The 15,988-nt window shown below is 54.3% G+C and carries 17 protein-coding genes; 12 read left to right on the top strand and 5 right to left on the bottom strand.

Annotated elements, in window-relative coordinates:
- Positions 1-60 precede the first annotated feature (60 nt).
- On the bottom strand, positions 61-693 hold the full coding sequence (locus AB5Y86_RS04165; RefSeq protein ID WP_005333975.1) for a trimeric intracellular cation channel family protein: 633 nt from the start codon (positions 691-693) through the stop codon (positions 61-63).
- Between the two features lie 383 nt (positions 694-1,076).
- Here AB5Y86_RS04165 and flaA point away from each other — a divergent pair, with 383 nt between their 5' ends.
- The 12 genes from flaA to AB5Y86_RS04105 all read left to right on the top strand — a co-directional run bounded on the left by flaA (position 1,077) and on the right by AB5Y86_RS04105 (position 12,666).
- Positions 1,077-1,985 (top strand): flagellin, encoded by a 909-nt coding sequence (gene flaA, locus AB5Y86_RS04160; protein WP_236561956.1) that lies wholly within the window; start codon positions 1,077-1,079, stop codon positions 1,983-1,985.
- Positions 1,986-2,570: 585 nt separating this feature from the next.
- Positions 2,571-3,476, top strand: coding sequence for a flagellin (flaB, locus tag AB5Y86_RS04155; RefSeq protein WP_236561955.1), 906 nt, complete (start codon positions 2,571-2,573; stop codon positions 3,474-3,476).
- A 33-nt stretch (positions 3,477-3,509) separates the two neighbouring features.
- On the top strand, positions 3,510-3,950 hold the full coding sequence (locus AB5Y86_RS04150) for a flagellar protein FlaG (RefSeq protein WP_069556070.1): 441 nt from the start codon (positions 3,510-3,512) through the stop codon (positions 3,948-3,950).
- A 27-nt stretch (positions 3,951-3,977) separates the two neighbouring features.
- Positions 3,978-5,387 carry a flagellar filament capping protein FliD gene (fliD, locus tag AB5Y86_RS04145; RefSeq protein ID WP_236561954.1) on the top strand — a complete coding sequence of 470 codons (1,410 nt, stop codon included), beginning with the start codon at positions 3,978-3,980 and terminating at the stop codon, positions 5,385-5,387.
- Positions 5,388-5,412: 25 nt separating this feature from the next.
- A complete protein-coding gene (gene fliS / locus AB5Y86_RS04140) occupies positions 5,413-5,835 on the top strand; it encodes a flagellar export chaperone FliS (protein WP_236561953.1) in 423 nt (140 codons plus the stop codon).
- Positions 5,832-6,131 (top strand): hypothetical protein, encoded by a 300-nt coding sequence (locus AB5Y86_RS04135; protein ID WP_255912112.1) that lies wholly within the window; start codon positions 5,832-5,834, stop codon positions 6,129-6,131. Before fliS ends, AB5Y86_RS04135 begins: the two co-directional genes overlap by 4 nt.
- 6 nt (positions 6,132-6,137) lie before the next feature.
- Positions 6,138-8,222 (top strand): 6-hydroxymethylpterin diphosphokinase MptE-like protein, encoded by a 2,085-nt coding sequence (locus AB5Y86_RS04130; protein WP_368192220.1) that lies wholly within the window; start codon positions 6,138-6,140, stop codon positions 8,220-8,222.
- Positions 8,223-8,309: 87 nt separating this feature from the next.
- Positions 8,310-9,929: an HAD-IIIC family phosphatase gene (locus AB5Y86_RS04125; protein ID WP_368192219.1), complete on the top strand. Its 1,620-nt coding sequence runs from the start codon at positions 8,310-8,312 to the stop codon at positions 9,927-9,929.
- Positions 9,922-10,155 (top strand): acyl carrier protein, encoded by a 234-nt coding sequence (locus AB5Y86_RS04120; protein WP_005346684.1) that lies wholly within the window; start codon positions 9,922-9,924, stop codon positions 10,153-10,155. Before AB5Y86_RS04125 ends, AB5Y86_RS04120 begins: the two co-directional genes overlap by 8 nt.
- Positions 10,156-10,211: 56 nt before the next feature.
- Complete coding sequence (locus AB5Y86_RS04115; RefSeq protein ID WP_216978516.1) at positions 10,212-10,907, top strand: AAC(3) family N-acetyltransferase; 696 nt, start codon at positions 10,212-10,214, stop codon at positions 10,905-10,907.
- The gene (locus tag AB5Y86_RS04110; RefSeq protein WP_368192218.1) at positions 10,904-11,308 is read left to right on the top strand and encodes a VOC family protein; all 405 of its coding nucleotides are present in this window, start codon (positions 10,904-10,906) and stop codon (positions 11,306-11,308) included. Before AB5Y86_RS04115 ends, AB5Y86_RS04110 begins: the two co-directional genes overlap by 4 nt.
- Positions 11,305-12,666 (top strand): DUF4910 domain-containing protein, encoded by a 1,362-nt coding sequence (locus tag AB5Y86_RS04105; RefSeq protein WP_368192217.1) that lies wholly within the window; start codon positions 11,305-11,307, stop codon positions 12,664-12,666. Before AB5Y86_RS04110 ends, AB5Y86_RS04105 begins: the two co-directional genes overlap by 4 nt.
- Here the strand turns inward: AB5Y86_RS04105 and AB5Y86_RS04100 are convergent.
- The 4 genes from AB5Y86_RS04100 to pseI are packed head-to-tail and all read right to left on the bottom strand — an operon-like array spanning position 12,648 to position 15,985.
- Positions 12,648-13,394 (bottom strand): class I SAM-dependent methyltransferase, encoded by a 747-nt coding sequence (locus AB5Y86_RS04100; RefSeq protein ID WP_368192216.1) that lies wholly within the window; start codon positions 13,392-13,394, stop codon positions 12,648-12,650. The two genes, AB5Y86_RS04105 and AB5Y86_RS04100, sit on opposite strands and share 19 nt — an antisense overlap.
- Positions 13,394-13,654: a hypothetical protein gene (locus tag AB5Y86_RS04095; protein WP_368192215.1), complete on the bottom strand. Its 261-nt coding sequence runs from the start codon at positions 13,652-13,654 to the stop codon at positions 13,394-13,396. The genes AB5Y86_RS04100 and AB5Y86_RS04095 overlap by 1 nt, the downstream gene beginning before the upstream one ends.
- A complete protein-coding gene (locus AB5Y86_RS04090) occupies positions 13,651-14,946 on the bottom strand; it encodes a motility associated factor glycosyltransferase family protein (RefSeq protein ID WP_368192214.1) in 1,296 nt (431 codons plus the stop codon). Before AB5Y86_RS04090 ends, AB5Y86_RS04095 begins: the two co-directional genes overlap by 4 nt.
- A complete protein-coding gene (pseI, locus tag AB5Y86_RS04085) occupies positions 14,939-15,985 on the bottom strand; it encodes a pseudaminic acid synthase (protein WP_368192213.1) in 1,047 nt (348 codons plus the stop codon). Before pseI ends, AB5Y86_RS04090 begins: the two co-directional genes overlap by 8 nt.
- Between the last annotated feature and the right edge of the window lie 3 nt (positions 15,986-15,988).

Here is a 15,988-nt window from a genome sequence, read left to right as displayed (position 1 = left end):
AAAAGCCTATTTGGTTCAACGCGCGGCCCACAGCGACATGATGACGCTGTGGGCCTGCTCTCAATTGCGTTGCAGGGAGAAGGTCGGTAGCGAAAGATGCCAGTAGATAGCCGCGACCCGCAGGCCAAACACGGCCGTCATGCAGATGAGCATGGCCGTTACCCTGTCCATGTTTGCCTCCAGCGCCAGGGTATAGAGAATGCCGCCGAGGATACAGGCGGTGGCATAGATCTCTTTTTGCAGCACCATGGGGACCTCCCGCGCCAGTACATCGCGGATCATGCCACCGGCTACCCCGGTCATGGTGCCCATGATCACGGCAATCAGCCCCGGGGTGCCGAAGTTGAGGGCCTTCTGGGCACCGATCACGGTAAAGAGGGCCAGTCCGAAGGCATCCGCCACCGGCAGTACATACCAGGGCATCCTGCGGGGCAGTTTGACCATCCACATACCGATCAGCGCCGTCGCAATGACGACCCAGATATAGAGGGGATCGCGCACCCAGAATACAGGGGTAGCTCCCAGGATCATGTCACGGATGGTGCCGCCGCCGATGGCAGTGACCGCCGCCAAAACCATGACGCCAAACCCGTCCATTCTGAGTCGGCCAGCCACCAATACCCCTGAAAACGCGAATACCGCAGTACCAAACATGTCGCTGATGTAAACAATCTGCTCAACCAGTGTCTGCATGGAGAACAACTCACGCCAAATTGTTGATGGGGCCGCGATTTTAGGGGCTGGTGAGCCCAATCGCCAACAGTGCTCGACAAAATTGAGAGTCGGGACGGATTTTTTCTCGCGGCATGAACCGGGCTAGGCTCGTGCGTGCCCATAGCTCTCCGCCGTTGGCGAGCTTCAGAAGGTTGAGTCTGTCACTGGTTTAGATCCGATTTTTTCCTTAAGTTTCCCCTCGACTCGCCGATATATAAGGTAAGCGGCGTTAATGCGATGAAGCGTTGAAAAAAATGCTAAAGACATCCAAAAACGAGCCGTTAAATAAGACGCATCGGGCACAGAAAATAATAAAGCCAGAGCAAATAGAAGAGTAAATTTAATAGCTTAGGAGAATAGTCATGGGCCTTTATATCAACACTAACGTTTCATCACTCAACGCTCAGCGTAACCTGATGAATACGACCAAATCACTGGATACTTCTTACACTCGACTGGCATCTGGTTTGCGTATCAACAGCGCCAAAGATGATGCCGCGGGTCTGCAAATTTCCAACCGTTTGACCTCTCAAATCAACGGGTTGGATCAGGGTAACCGCAACGCCAACGACGGTATCTCTGTAGCTCAGACTGCTGAAGGTGCGATGGATGAGATTACTTCCATGCTTCAGCGTATGCGTACTCTGGCTCAACAATCTGCCAATGGCTCCAATAATACTGACGATAGAGTCGCACTCCAACAAGAGTACACTCAGCTGATTACCGAGATTGATCGAGTTGCAAAAGATACTACTTTTGGTGGTCAAAATTTATTGAATGGGAATTATTTTGGTACTTTCCAAGTAGGTGCGGATGCAGGACAGACAATTACTTTTAAGATGACATCCGCCTTTACATTGAATGGAATAGCGACAGCCACTAAAGGAAGTGCCACCGTTCAATCTGTTGCAACAGCCGACAAGTATTCGGTCACAAAATCAACAACAGCAGCAACAACGACCAGCGTTGGCAGTATACAGACTGCGAGTGCAGCTCAGTTGGCGATGGCTAACCTAGACTTCATGATCAAAGTTGTCGATAGCAAACGAGCAGAATTGGGGGCGGTGCAAAACCGTTTTGATTCAACCATTCGCAACCAGGCAAACGTCTCAGAAAACGTCAGTGCAGCTCGCTCACGGATCCGTGACGCAGACTTTGCGACAGAAACCGCCAATCTGACCAAACAAAACATTTTGCAACAGGCTGCCTCTACAATCTTGGGTCAGGCCAACCAGCGCCCCCAGTCTGCCCTTTCGTTGCTGCAAGGTTAATAAAAGAAAACAGGGCGGTTGTTCAGGCCGCCCTGGTCAAGAGATGGAACAAAGGGGTGTTCGGGTCGCACTCTGTTCTATCGGGAGAGATATAATTCTCTACTAGTAATGCCAAGTGTTGTCCAGCTGTTCAGTTCTGTCACGCTTGGTCATATTCTCCTGAGCATATGCTCATCTTTAGGCCGGTTCACCGGCCTCTTTTTATTGTGTCGCCAAATTGACGGCACTCTGTCAGTACCAAGCATGAACCATGCCAATGACCTCCCTCCCGTTGCTGTGAGTCTTCGTCAGTGCTTGGTTGTCGGGCTAAGTCGCTTTGTTTACGTTCCATTGCCGCCTAACGGAGAAAACTTGCCGCTTTAGGCAACAATTTTCCTAAAGCTTGTCTCTGCACTGCCGTTAAATAAAGTGAAGCAATCGAGGGGTGTTCGGAATCCAACGTTTGCACTACTGCGGGTGGCCTGTTCGTTCAAACAGACACCCGCCTGAAGAGACAGGCATGTTCAACCTTCTCTTCAAACGGTGGGCCGTCGTTTTGTTTAGACGACGCAACCTGCAGTTGCATGTTCTTCGGGAGAATATTTTATGGCCATGTACATTAACACTAACGTTTCATCACTGAACGCCCAGCGTAACTTGATGAACACTAACAAGTCGCTGGATACCTCCTATACCAGGTTGGCATCCGGCCTTCGTATCAACACAGCTAAAGATGATGCTGCCGGTTTGCAGATCTCTAACCGTTTGACTTCACAGGTTAACGGTTTGGATCAAGGTAATCGTAACGCTAACGATGGCATTTCTGTGGCGCAAACTGCGGAAGGTGCGATGGATGAAGTGACCTCCATGTTGCAACGGATGCGTACTTTGGCTCAACAATCTGCAAACGGTTCCAACAACACAGATGATCGTGTTGCTTTGCAGCAGGAATATGATCAACTGATTACAGAAATTGATCGTATTTCCGAGGACACAACTTTTGGTGGCCAGAAATTATTAGATGGTAGCTATAAGGGAACTTTCCAAGTCGGGGCTGATGCGGGTCAGACCATCTCTTTCAAAATGACATCCGCATTCAGTATGAATGGGATTGCTCAAGCGACAAAGGGTAGCGCGACAGTCGCGTCTAGTGCATCCGCAGATAAATATACTGTGACCAAGGGAACAACCGCAGCTACCACGACTAGTGTTAGCAGTATCAAAACAGCAAGTGGAGCTCAGCTTGCGATGGCTAACCTTGATTTTATGATCAAGGCAGTTGATAGCAAGCGAGCAGAGTTGGGGGCGGTACAAAACCGTTTTGACTCCACCATTCGCAACCAGTCCAATGTGTCCGAGAACCTGAGTGCTGCACGTTCGCGTATCCGTGATGCAGACTTTGCGACAGAAACAGCCAACCTGACCAAGCAGAATATCCTGCAGCAGGCGGCGTCCAGCATCTTGGCACAAGCCAACCAAAGACCGCAATCTGCTCTGTCCCTGTTGGGTTAACCGGCAGTGATGAGATAGAAAAGGAGCGACGATATGGCCAATGACATTGGAATCCCCTCATCGGTCACTCCTTCTTCTCTTCAGTCAAGTAGCAAGAGCGGCCAATCGGCCGCTCAAGTGCTATCTGGCATGGCGGAAGAGCAGCGGGTGATGACACAGGATGTGGAAAAGCAACAAGAGGAGCGAGCCAAAGAGAAGGTTCGCAAGTCTGATGTCTCTGATAAGGACATTGAAAAAGAGGTACAAAACTTGCAGGAGTTCAGCAAGTTACAGGGATGGACCGTCAACTTCAGCGTCGAAAAGGATCTCGAGCAAGTTGTTATCAAGGTGATGGACGCCAATACCAAGTCAATGATCCGTCAGATCCCAAGTGAAGAGTTGCTGGCTATCAGCAAGCGTCTCAAGGATCTGCGTGAAGGTGATGTTATAGGTGGTGGCTCAAGAGTCGGATTATTGCTTGATAAAGAGATTTAATACGCAAGTTTTACGAGGAGAGTGAGAATGGCCACTATTACGTCTGCTGGTGCGGGTTCACAGCTGGATCTGGAGTCTGTCATTGCTGCAAGCGTCAATGCCAAGAAGGCACAGCTGATGCAGCCCATCACCACCAAGAAGACCAATGCTCAGATCACTCTCTCAGGGGTTGGGCAGTTGAAATCGGCCATCGCCTCTTTTGTGACGACACTCCAAGCCATGTCCAAGGATGATGCGTTCAACAAACGCTCGATTAATATTACCCAGGATAAAGATAATCCGGTGCTTAAGGTGGAGAGCAAAACGGGTTCCTCTAACGGGCAATACGATATAACTGTCGAAAAGTTGGCGAAAACTAGCAAATTTGAAGGCAGTTTTGACTCTTCGACAACTCCAATGATCACTCAAGATGGAACTTTGACGTTTAAGGCCGGTGATAAAACCTTTGATGTTGATGTGAAAGCTGGGGACTCGTTACAGTCCATTCGTAAACGCATCAATAATGATGGTGATAATTTTGGTCTTAATGTCAACATCATGAACACATCTGATGGTAAATCTAAACTCGTTATTGACTCTGGGGTGAGTGGGAGTGGCAAGGATCTGGTGATCACCGGAAGTACCACTGAGTTGGCAGATAACTTCACTTCTAAATTGTCAAAAACTCAATCCGCGCAAGATGCTCAAATCAAGGTAGATGGAAATACGCTGACCAGTGCTACCAACACATTTGATGGCACTATAGTTGGCCTCAAACTGACAGTTTTGAGGGAATCAGATAGTACGAGTACGACTGCAAGCGATGGTTCGGTGACCAAGACGTACAAGTCCAACAAAGTTGACGTGACCACCGACAAAGCTGGCATCAAGGACATGGTCAAAAGCTTTGTTGACGGTTACAACGCACTGGTTAAGAAGAGTAATGATCTTGGCAAGCGCAACTCGATAGTGGCAGGGAAGAGCCAGAACGATGGCGGTGCTCTGGCGGGGGATGCAACGACGCGTGCCGTGGTCAATATGATGAATGGCATTATCACCGAGCCCTCACAAAAGTCCTCTACTTACTCAACGATTTTCCAGATGGGTATAAAGATGGATAACAAGGGGGTATTGTCTATCGACGATACCAAGTTCAACGAGGCTATCGACAAGAATTTCGATCAGGTCGTGGCAGTTTTTGGCGGCAAGGATGGGGTCGCAGGTCAGTTGGCCAGCCAGCTGGAAACCTATTCCAAGACCGGTGGTTTGCTGGCTAAGCGAGAAGATTCTTTGAATTCAGATCTGCGTGAAGTGAGCCGCAAAGAGTCAGATGTTGCCACTCAGCTGACCAAATATCAGGAGACCTTGCGGGCCCGTTACGGAAGCCTGGATGCTATGCTGGCCAAGATGAACAAGTCGGCTTCATATTTGAATCTGCTGAATACCCAAAATAGTTAATTTGAAGTGATGAGTGGTGTCTCATATGTATCGTAAAAATATAAAAGCCTATACCACCCAGAATCTGCAATCCGAATTGGCAGTCGCTGATCCTTACCGCGTGATTCAACTTTTGATGCAAGGGGGCCTGGAGCGTCTGGCTCAGGCTCGCGGTGCCATCGAACGTCGAGATTTTGAGCAAAAATCCCAATCTATCTCCAAAGCCATGGCCATCATCAACGGGCTGCAAGATTCGCTTGATCTATCTTATGGTAAGGTTCCCGAAGATCTTTTTGCCCTTTATGACTATATGAAAATTCGAATGATGGATGCTAGCCGTGATATGGATATTACAGCTGTCGATGAGGTTATGAATCTGATGCTGACCGTGAAAAGCGGTTGGGATGCCATTCCTGTCGAGGAGCGTGACAAGGCCTTGGCTCAACAAAAGATGGGCCGAGCCGAATGAGTAATAACCGTTTGCCAGAATTAATCGCAGCTGGTCAAGAGTTACTGACCTTGTTCGAACAGGAGGATGTGCAAACGGCTGAACAGTTGATCGATCATTATCTCATTCTCCTTGATGCTGTTTTCCAGCATATCCAGCCACATGTAGTGATTGATATGGAGCACCAGCAAGCATTGATGCAGTTTCAAACCCTACATGATCTGATAGAAAATGCAAAGAATCAGACTGAGGCAGCTTTGTGGAAATTTTCAAAAGCAGGTCGAGCATCTGATATGTACAAGCTGAACGCAGGTTAGTGCTACATGGATATTCATCAAAAAATTACAGATATAGAAAATGAGTTGGCCCGACTAGCGCAACAAAAGCGGCAAGAGGCAGCAATGCAGGAAGTACTCCCGCTGCGTTATGAAATCAACATGGCTGCTTTTGCCAAATATATGCCCACAATTCATCAATTTTTCAAGGGGTACCAGCCTGTCAGGCCTTTTCGCTTTTTCTGTAATGAAAACGGTGTTCCTAATATTCTATGGCTGGATGATGGTCTTTCTCTTTATGGTAGAGATCCGTTGCGTGAGGTGCAGGAGCAGATTGCCGACATAATTGAAAACAGCGTCTTGCAATGTATCGATTTCGCGCCGCAGTGGTATATCGATGGCCAGATTCATATCAAATACAATAATGAGATATCCAAATTAAAAGACAAGTCAGCTTTGGAAGGATTGCGCCTCAAGTCGTTATTGCATACCGATATTCCGCTGGCGTTGATGTATGGCATTGGTTTGGGTTACCAGCTTGGTTGCTTGTATGAACAATGCAAGATCAAAAATCTTTTTGCTTTCGAACCTGATCTTGACATGTTTTATGCTTCGCTCTTCTGCTTTGATTGGCATCACTTACTGGAATACATGGAGAAGGAGTCGATCAGTCTGCACCTATTTATCGGTGTTGATGAAAAACTTTTAGTAGCAGACATGATGGAGGCGTTGCATCGCAAGGGCGCATTCTGGTCGGCAAGCTATTTCTCGTTCTGCCATTATCATTCTCCCACGCTCCACTCCTTGATTACACAAGTGGAAAGTGAGTTTTATCTGCTCAAAACAGGGTGGGGATTTTTTGATGACAATATATATGCGCTGGCTCATAGCCACACCCATCTGCAAGACGGTATCCCATTTCTTAAACGATGGCGTAATAGTAGTACTTTCGAGCAGGTGCCGGTCTTCGTGATCGGTAATGGCCCTTCGCTGGATCAGAGCATCGAGTTCATCCGGCAGCATCAGCAGCAGGCCATCATCATTGCCTGCGGTACAGCGGTGAGCGCGCTTTACAAAGCTGGCGTAAAACCGGATATCTACGTTGCAGTGGAGCGCACCAAAAGTTCTGCAGATTTTCTTAGCATCCTCAATGCCGATGACTTTATCAAGGATACGGTGTTCCTGAGCGTTGATGTCATCCATCCTGAATGCAAGCGCTTCTTTCGCAAAACAGGATTGGCATTCAAGCCCAACGAGCCAATGTTCTCCATGCTGATTAGCGCGTTTGGTCAGGCATTCGAGTACGATACTATAGAATTTTCCAACCCGTTCGTCGGTAATACAGGCCTCAATTATGCGGCCTTGCTTGGCTTCAAGCAGGTGTATCTGTTTGGCATAGACAATGGCTATAAAACAGCTGGACAGCATCACTCCAGCCTGAGTCTCTATTACAACGACAAGCAAGAGGCAAAATACCAGGCGAATTTAAAGGATACTTTCCCGGCACCGGGTAACTTTGGCGACGAAGTGCGTATCAACCATCTATTTGGACTGGCCATTCATAATATGGAGTGTGTATTGCAAGATTATCCTGAGATGCAATGCGTCAACAGTAGTGACGGCGCTTATATCGAAGGAGCTGCACCTCGACGTGTTGAATCGTTGCAACCCGAATGGCCAGAACTCGACAAGATCGCACTCATAGATGAAGTGATGGCCACATGTTTCCAGCCTTTTGACATGGGCAGTTTTGATTTTGCTGCTGCGTTGCAGGTGCCATTGTTCAACGAGCTGGTTGACAAGTTCCGTGATGACTGGCGTCAAGTTGCCTGTGAACACAATGCAGTGCTGGCCATGATGCAACGCCATCACGACTATCTGCTTTATCTGTTGAAGAGCCGAGAATCTCATCTTTACCGAGTATTGATAGGGTCAATAAACTATTTCTACGCCAATATCATCACCCTGATGATGGCGCAGGTGGCGGCAGAACCCGAGGTGCTGGCGGGCAAAATAAAAGAGGCGCAGGCAATACTGGAGTTATTTTTCGAGGACAGCAAAGTAATTTATGCCGATGCGTTCGATGGCCATGATACCACCTACTTTACTGGCCTGGATGTGTTCAAGCGCTAGTCTTTGAATGTCGGATGGAGATGGTGCTGTTCATCTCCATCCCCTAACAGTATGATATAGAAGTATTTAATCCTTTCAGGTGCATATATGGCCACCCTTTCCCTGGCATCCACCGCATTTCTCATGCCCGGTAATGTGGCATGGGCTCCTTTGGCCCGACATGCACAGTTGCAATTTTGTCCTCAAGGTCAATGGCAGCCGATGGCCGCTTGTGACGGACATCTGGTGCTCTGGTTTTGGGAGCAACTGCTGACCGACAGCGAATGCCAGCATTGGCACTCCTTGGATGAACCTGCCTTGTCCGAGACCATTGACACCTGGTTGGAAGCATTGCTCTCGCCACTGCGGGGGTTCCCTCATCTTTATCTCGGTGCCTGTTCACTGCAAGGAGGCGGTGTGAGTGGCGCTCTTCATCCCTGGATGATGCAGCTGGATGTCTGCTTTACCCGAGTACTTGCACGTCACCACATTAGGGATTTGGGGCTGAGTCGCTGGCTTTCTGAGCAGGGGAGAGCCCATTGTGTGGACGAGCGTAATCGTTACCTTCTTTCTTGTCCTCTCTCGATGCACGGCTTGACCAGCCTTGCCGACTGGATTGCCGCGCGTTGGATGCTCGATCAGGCGCCAATACGCAAGGTGCTGGTGCTCGATTGTGACAATACCCTGTGGGGGGGGGTAGTGGGTGAAGAGGGGTTGACTGGCCTTTACCTTGGTCAGGACGGTCTCGGCAAACTCTATCAGTCGTTTCAGGATGCGGCGCTTTACTGGTATCAGCGCGGCGTGTTGTTGGCATTGTGCTCTAAAAACGAGCCTGCAGATGTTTGGCTGGTGTTTGAGCAACATGGCGCCATGAGACTCAAAAGGCGAAATATTGCAGCATCTGCCATTGGTTGGGGCTCTAAATCTCAAGGTTTGCGACATATTGCTGCCAGCCTCAATCTGGGGCTTGAGGCCTTGGTCTTCTGGGATGATTCCCCCCTGGAAAGGGCTGAAGTTCGCCATGCCCTGCCACAAGTCGATGTCATTGAACCACCAGCAGATATTTGGGCATGGCCTACAACCTTGCTCACTTATGGGGGGTTCTCGCGCATCTTCAGTGGTGATGACGCTCTTCGTCAGGCCTCCTATCTGGCATTGGCAGACGCCGCCCGGTTACGTAGCGAGGTTGGCAGTGAACAACATTTTCTCGCCTCCTTGTCGTTGCGTGCGGCGATACAGCCGTTGGCGGTGGATAACCTTGCTCGTGCCGAGCAGATCATCCATAAAACCAACCAGTTTAATCTCTCCTGTCAGCGATATGAGGCGAGCGAGCTCAAACGGCTGGCGCAGTCTGGCTGGTGCTGGCTAGTGTCGTTGCAGGATCGCTTTGCCGATCATGGCTTGGTTGGCTTGGTGCTGATCATAAACATCACGCCCAAACTGGCATTGCTCGATACGCTGGCTCTGAGTTGCAGAGTGTTGTCCAGAGGACTCGAATATTGGTTACTGGATAGAGTCTCGGCTGCATTGCGCGAGGCGGGGATCGAGCGTCTGGTTATTGGCTCGAATCGTTGTGCACGTAATGAACCTGCGCTGACATGGTTGGCATCCCTGCCGTTGACCCCCTGTGATAATCCGGATCCCGCCCGTTTTTCCCATGAGCATTACCATAGTCTGGCGCTTGCACAGCTGAATTTGCCTTTTTTGGAGTTTTATCACCATGACTGATCTCTTCACTTTGTTGGAACAGCAGTTTCCTTCTGCAACCGTCACGCGAGGCGACTATCAGTTGGGACTTGGGGCCTTTCCGGAATGGGATTCGCTCGGTCATTTCAATTTTCTGCTGCTGGTTGAGCAGACGTTCTCGGTACGCTTCGAGCCTGAAGAGCTGGCGACGATGAAGCAACTTCAGGACATTCGTGATGCGCTGTTGCGGCGTGGTCTTGTGCTGTGATTGAAGCTCTCTCTCATGTTCTTGGCTCCCTTGGGATCGCACGAGGGAGCGCTATCATGGTTCACACTGACGCCATGGCTGTGGCCCAGTTTCCTGGACGGGGCAATGAAGCCGGCATGCATGCTTTTTGGTTGGGGATGCAGGAGTGGCTTGGAAACGAGGGCACTCTGCTGGTGCCAACATTCACGTATAGCCTGACTCGCCAGAGCTGTTTCGACAGGGCGACATCCCCCAGTGAAGTCGGGTTGATGACGGAGCAGTTTCGCACTCTGCCAGGGGTTGCGCGGACCCGCGATCCTATCTTCAGCGTTGCGGTATGGGGAGCGGGGCGTGACCAGGTGGTTGCAGCAGGGGGTCATGACTGCTTTGGTGAAGAGAGCCCCTTCGCCTGGTTGGCGGCTCACGATGGCTGGATTGCCGGTTTTGCCTGTCATCCCGATCGCATTACCTTCACCCACTATGTCGAGCAGCAACTAGGTGTCGATTATCGCTTTATGAAACGTTTTGAGGGGGATGTCCGCGAGCAGGGAATGGTGCGCCCCTGGTATTGTGACTACTTTGTGCGAAGACTCGATCTGGCCAGCGAGATAGATCTTTCCCGTCTGGTTGAAGCCCTTAAAAATCAGGACAAATGGCACCAGGGGTTATTTGGCCGGTTACCTGTCTGGGCAGTTCGCTGCGCCGACTTTGCCGCGGTGGCAAAAGAGCTGATCGCTGTCCATCCCCATGCGCTTATCAGGGAGGGGAGATGAAACTGCACCATATTGGACTGGTGGTGGCCGAACTGGATCTTGGCGTACGTTATTGCTGCGAGACCCTCGGGCTTTCCCGCTTTAGCGAGTCGGTGCTCGATCCGTTGCAGCGGGTGCATATCTGTTTTGCCTATGATGATGCGGGGATTTGCTATGAACTGATTGCACCGGCCAGTGATGATAGTCCCGTCAGTCAGGCGCTACGTACCCGTCATAACCTGCTCAATCATCTGGCCTATGAGGTGGCTGACCTGGCAATGGCTACCGAAAAACTGCGGGCCCAGCGTCATCTTCCCCTCGGGCCCAGCCAGCCAGCCATCGCGTTTGGCGGCGCCCACGTCCAGTTTTTCCTGAGCCCCCTTGGCCACATTGTCGAATTGATCGAGGCACCCACCCCATGAGTTTTTCACCCAAGAGCGGTTATCTGCCCACCGACTGGGACGACCAGACACAGATCGGTGAACAGCTGCATCGGCTGCTCACCCTGTTGTTTCCGCTCAACCGCAGCCTGACCGGGGACGGGGTTCGGCAGTCGCTGGCCCTGTGGCGCGAGCACTGCCTGCCCGAGCTGCAGATCCATGAAGTGGCCAGCGGCACCGAGTGCTTCGACTGGACAGTGCCTGACGAGTGGAATGTGCGGGAGGCCTACATAGTGGGGCCGGATGGACGCAGGGTGGTGGATTTCCTGGATCACAATCTGCATCTGGTCGGTTACTCGGAGCCAGTGCGTTGCACCCTCTCGCTGGCCGAGCTTCAGTCCCATCTTCACTCTCTGCCCGAGCAGCCGGACGCCATTCCCTATGTGACCTCCTACTACAAGCGCCGCTGGGGCTTCTGTCTGCCCCATCGGCTGCGAGAGGCGCTGCCGGAGGGAGAGTATCAGGTAGTAATCGATGCCACCCTAGCCCCGGGTTCGCTCACCTACGGTGACTGGGTGCTGCCGGGGGAGAGCGAGCAGGAGATCCTGCTGTCGAGCTACACCTGCCACCCTTCTATGGCCAACAACGAGCTCTCCGGCCCCTGTGTCGGTGTCTTCCTGATGGCCTGGCTGGCGTCACTGCCCACACGTCGTTACAGCTACCGGTTGATGCTGGTGCCTGAAACCCTGGGGGCCATCGTCTATCTCTCCCGCCATCTGGACCAGCTCAAGCTGCGCACCCTGGCCGGGTTCAATCTGACCTGTCTTGGCGATGACCGCAGTTACTCCTTCCTCCCTTCCCGCCAGGGCAACACGCTGGCGGATCGCATCGGTCGCCATGTGCTCTGCCATCTGGCACCGGGCTATAAAGCCTACAGCTTCCTGGAGCGGGGTTCCAACGAGCGGCAGCTGTGCGCGCCCGGCATCGATCTGCCGGTCACCTCGATGATGCGCAGCCGATACGGTTGCTATGCCGAGTACCACACCTCGCTCGATGACCTCTCGCTGGTGACGCCGGCCGGTCTGGCCGGTGGCTTCATGGCGCTGCGCCGCGCCATCGAGTGTCTGGAGCTGGACGAGCGCTGCGAGGTCACCGTGCTGGGCGAACCCCAGCTCGGCAAGCGGGGGCTCTATCCGGACTTGTCGACCCGCTATTCGGGCTGGCAGGTGCGGGAGATGATGAATCTGCTGGCCTACAGCGACGGCAAGCTGACTCTGTTCGAGATTGCCGAGACCATAGGGACGCCGTTCTGGCGGGTGGAGCCGCTGGCGCGGATGCTGCTGGATGCCGGGCTGCTGCGTTGCATCAGCCCGCAACCGGACTACTCGATCACCAGATAGGCTGGCCCCGGGTTGTGCGGAGTGCGGCGGATGGCGTAGCGATCCAGCCCCAACACCTCCTTGAGGGCCAGGGTCTCCCCCGGAAAGGCGGGCCAGTTGAGCTCATCGAATGCCAGCACCGATCCCTTGGTCAGGTGCGGCTTGATGAGCTCGAGACAGCGGCGGGTCGGCTCGTAAAGATCAAAGTCAAAATAGGCCAGCGCAACCATGGTCTCCGGCTGACGAGCCAGATAGGCCGGCAGCGTCTCGGTCACATCCCCCTTCACCAGCTCATGCTTAACGATATGCTCCAGCGGGCTTTCCGCCTCATGGGCGGCGAGCAGTTGGGCCAGATGGTGCTCATAGCCCGGCGTCACCCCGTAGGCACCGGGCCGGATGGCGGCATCGCTGCCATCTTGCGGAGCGTGGGAAGGGAAGCCGCTGAAGGTATCGAATCCCACCAGCTTGCGGTTGTAGTTGTAGGGCTCATACATGCCGCGAAACGAGGAGAAGAGCGCCAGGTTCTGACCCCAGCGGGTGCCGAAATCCATGATGACGCCGTGAACCGGCACGATCTTCTGATACAGCTCGTGCATGAAAAGAATGCGGGAGAGCGACTGGCGCTTGAGGTAGAGACCCAGGTTGTTCTGCAGCTCTGCTGCGGGCAGCGGGCTGGTGTGCAGCAACTCGCTGAAGGTCTGACGACGTGACAGCTCTTTCTCGGAGGCGTTGGAAATGGCCTTGATCATCAATGGTCTCCTGTGGTGGTGTCGCCGGTCGGGGTCGACAGGCAGTGCACCACTTCATATTCGAGGTAGTCGGCCAGCCCCAGCCAGTCCTGGCGCTCCTGGCACTGCAGCAGAGCGGCTACCAGTCCGGGTGGCAGGTTGCCCTGTTCGGTGAGCACCTCTTGCAGCAGTTCCGGCAATGCCTGACTCGCAGCGACCGACTGCCCCAGCCGAAACTGGTGCGCCAGGGCGGTGAGACGGGTGAGCTGACCGTTTTTCATTGCACGTACTCCGGGTGATAGCGGCAGCCGGCGATCTCCGCCCCTTCCCGGCTGCAGTTCCAGAATTGCACCTCGGGGTGGCGCGCTATGTAGCGCTCGAGTTCGGTGCGGTAGGCGGAAAAGTTCGGATTGGTCTTGACCCGCCGGCCATGACCGTCGAGGGCCCAGCTGAGTGCCTGCCCGGCGCTGGGGCCGAGCGCACCGTCGGCCCAGCCCGAGTGGGTGAGCTCGCCGGGAAAGGCGAAGTCAGTGCCCAGCAGGATGACCTGGCGGCAACCCATCTGCACGGCGAGATCCACGGCGGGATGAATGACGCTGCCGCCCGAGTGCAGCACGCCCTTGGGGAGCGTCTGTCGCAGCTGCTGATACATGGGGCTGCGGGAGTAGGCGGTCATGCGTGGCCCCTGCCAGGCCAGCAGGGCTGCCGTGGGAACCGTGGGGTAATAGACCAGGGTGGTCTGGGCCGACTGGGCGGCGGGCAGCCGGTTGCCGTGGATGGCGTCATCGATGGTGACGACGATGTCGGGCCGGATACCGTGGCTGAGCAAAAACGCCAGCGCGGTATCGACGCTGATCAGCAGGTAGTCCTGCCGACGGCGCTGCAACTGGGCCTGCAGGGTGGCCAGGTTGTGCTGCAGGGTTGGGCCACTCGCCACGATCAGCGCCTGCTTGCCCTGAGCCAGACCGAACAGGGATGCCACATCGCCGTCGCCGGCCAGCAGATCGCGGTTTTCCGCCAGCCGCCGGGTGATGTCGGGGTGCTCGGCGTCGAACCTGGCCCGGGCGAACGGCAAGTCGATTTCACTCACCAGCCGGTCGCGGATGCGGGCGGCGGCATCTTCTACCAGCAGCAGCTCGGGCGGCAGGGCGAAGAAGGGCAGCCGCACCTCCCCTTCGTCGCCGGCCATCATCAGCTCGACCCTGGGGTCAGTCAGCCAGTCCTGCTGGTCTAGCAGCCGCAGTACCAGGGCAAACAGGGCGCCATTCATGATCTTCACTTCCAGCCGCTTGAGGCTGCTGCGCCCCAGCAGAGCGCGCGGCAGATCGCCGAGCCCGGTGCCGTAGAGGTGCAGCACCGGCTGCTCGGGCAGGCTGGCGGCCTGCAGCTCGGCTTCTTTCACCCGATCGTGCCGGCTGGTGAGCTGGATGCCGTGGAGGCTTAGGGTGGAGCCGAGCCCTTCGGTCAGCTCGGCCGGCAGGCTTTCAACGTCCTGTGCCAGCAAGCGGGGCCAGAGGGCGGGCCAGCGCTGGCTGATGAGCCTGCCGTGCTGGTTGAAGAGATCATCACTCATCGTTATCTATCCACTCCCAGCTCAGCGGTTGATTGGCACTCAGGCTGCGGTTGACCCGCTTGCCGATGAGCCGATCGTAATCGGCCGGGGGCAGGCCGAGGGCGGGGCGCACCGACTTGATATGCGCTGCGGTGAGCTGCTCGCCGGCGGCCATCTCCTTGACCAGATAGAGGGAGCGGCGAAACGCGCGGTTACCCTGTTCACTGGCGGTGAGCTGGTAATCTGCCACACCGAGGGCGGCATGAGCGGTATTGACCGAGGCTACCAGTTCGGTAAGTTCGGCCGGTTCCATGGAGAAGGCGCAATCCGGTCCGCCGTCGGCGCGGGCCAGGGTGAAGTGTTTCTCGATCAGGGTGGCCCCGAGCGCGGTGGCGGCGATGGCGGTGGCAGAGCCGAGGGTGTGATCGGAGAGCCCCACCTCGACCCCGAAGCGCTGGCGCAACATGGGGATGGTACGCAGGTTGTACTCGGCTGCCGGCGCCGGATAGCCGCTGACACAGTGCAGCAGGGCCAGCTGGCCGTTGCCATGCTTGAGCGCAATATCGACCGCGGCGGCGATCTCGGCCTCGTTCGCCATGCCGGTGGACATGATGAGCGGCTTGCCGGTCTGGGCGGCGTAGCGGATGAGGGGCAAGTCCACCAGCTCGAAGGATGCGATCTTGTAGGCCGGGCAGTCGAGGGATTCCAGCAGATCCACCGCGCTGAAGTCGAACGGACTGCTAAAGACCGTCAGCCCCAGCTCGCGCCCTTTGGCAAACAGCGCCTGGTGCCACTCCCACGGGGTGTGCGCCCACTCATAAAGGTCATAGAGGCTGTGGCCATCCCACAAACCACCGTGGATCTGAAATTCCGGTCGATCACTTTTGAGGGTGATGGTATCCGGGCGGTAGGTTTGCAGCTTGACGGCGCTGGCACCCGCTGCTTTGGCTGCGGTCATGATGGCCAGGGCGCGGTCCAGATTGCCATTGTGGTTGGCCGACAGTTCGGCAATCACATAGGGGGCCTGTTCCTGGTTGATGGGGCGATGATCGATCTGCATCTG

It is taken from the genome of Aeromonas sp. s8 (genome assembly GCF_040907785.1).
Classification (GTDB): Bacteria; Pseudomonadota; Gammaproteobacteria; order Enterobacterales; family Aeromonadaceae; genus Aeromonas; species Aeromonas veronii.
This window is presented reverse-complemented; position numbering and strand designations above follow the sequence as displayed.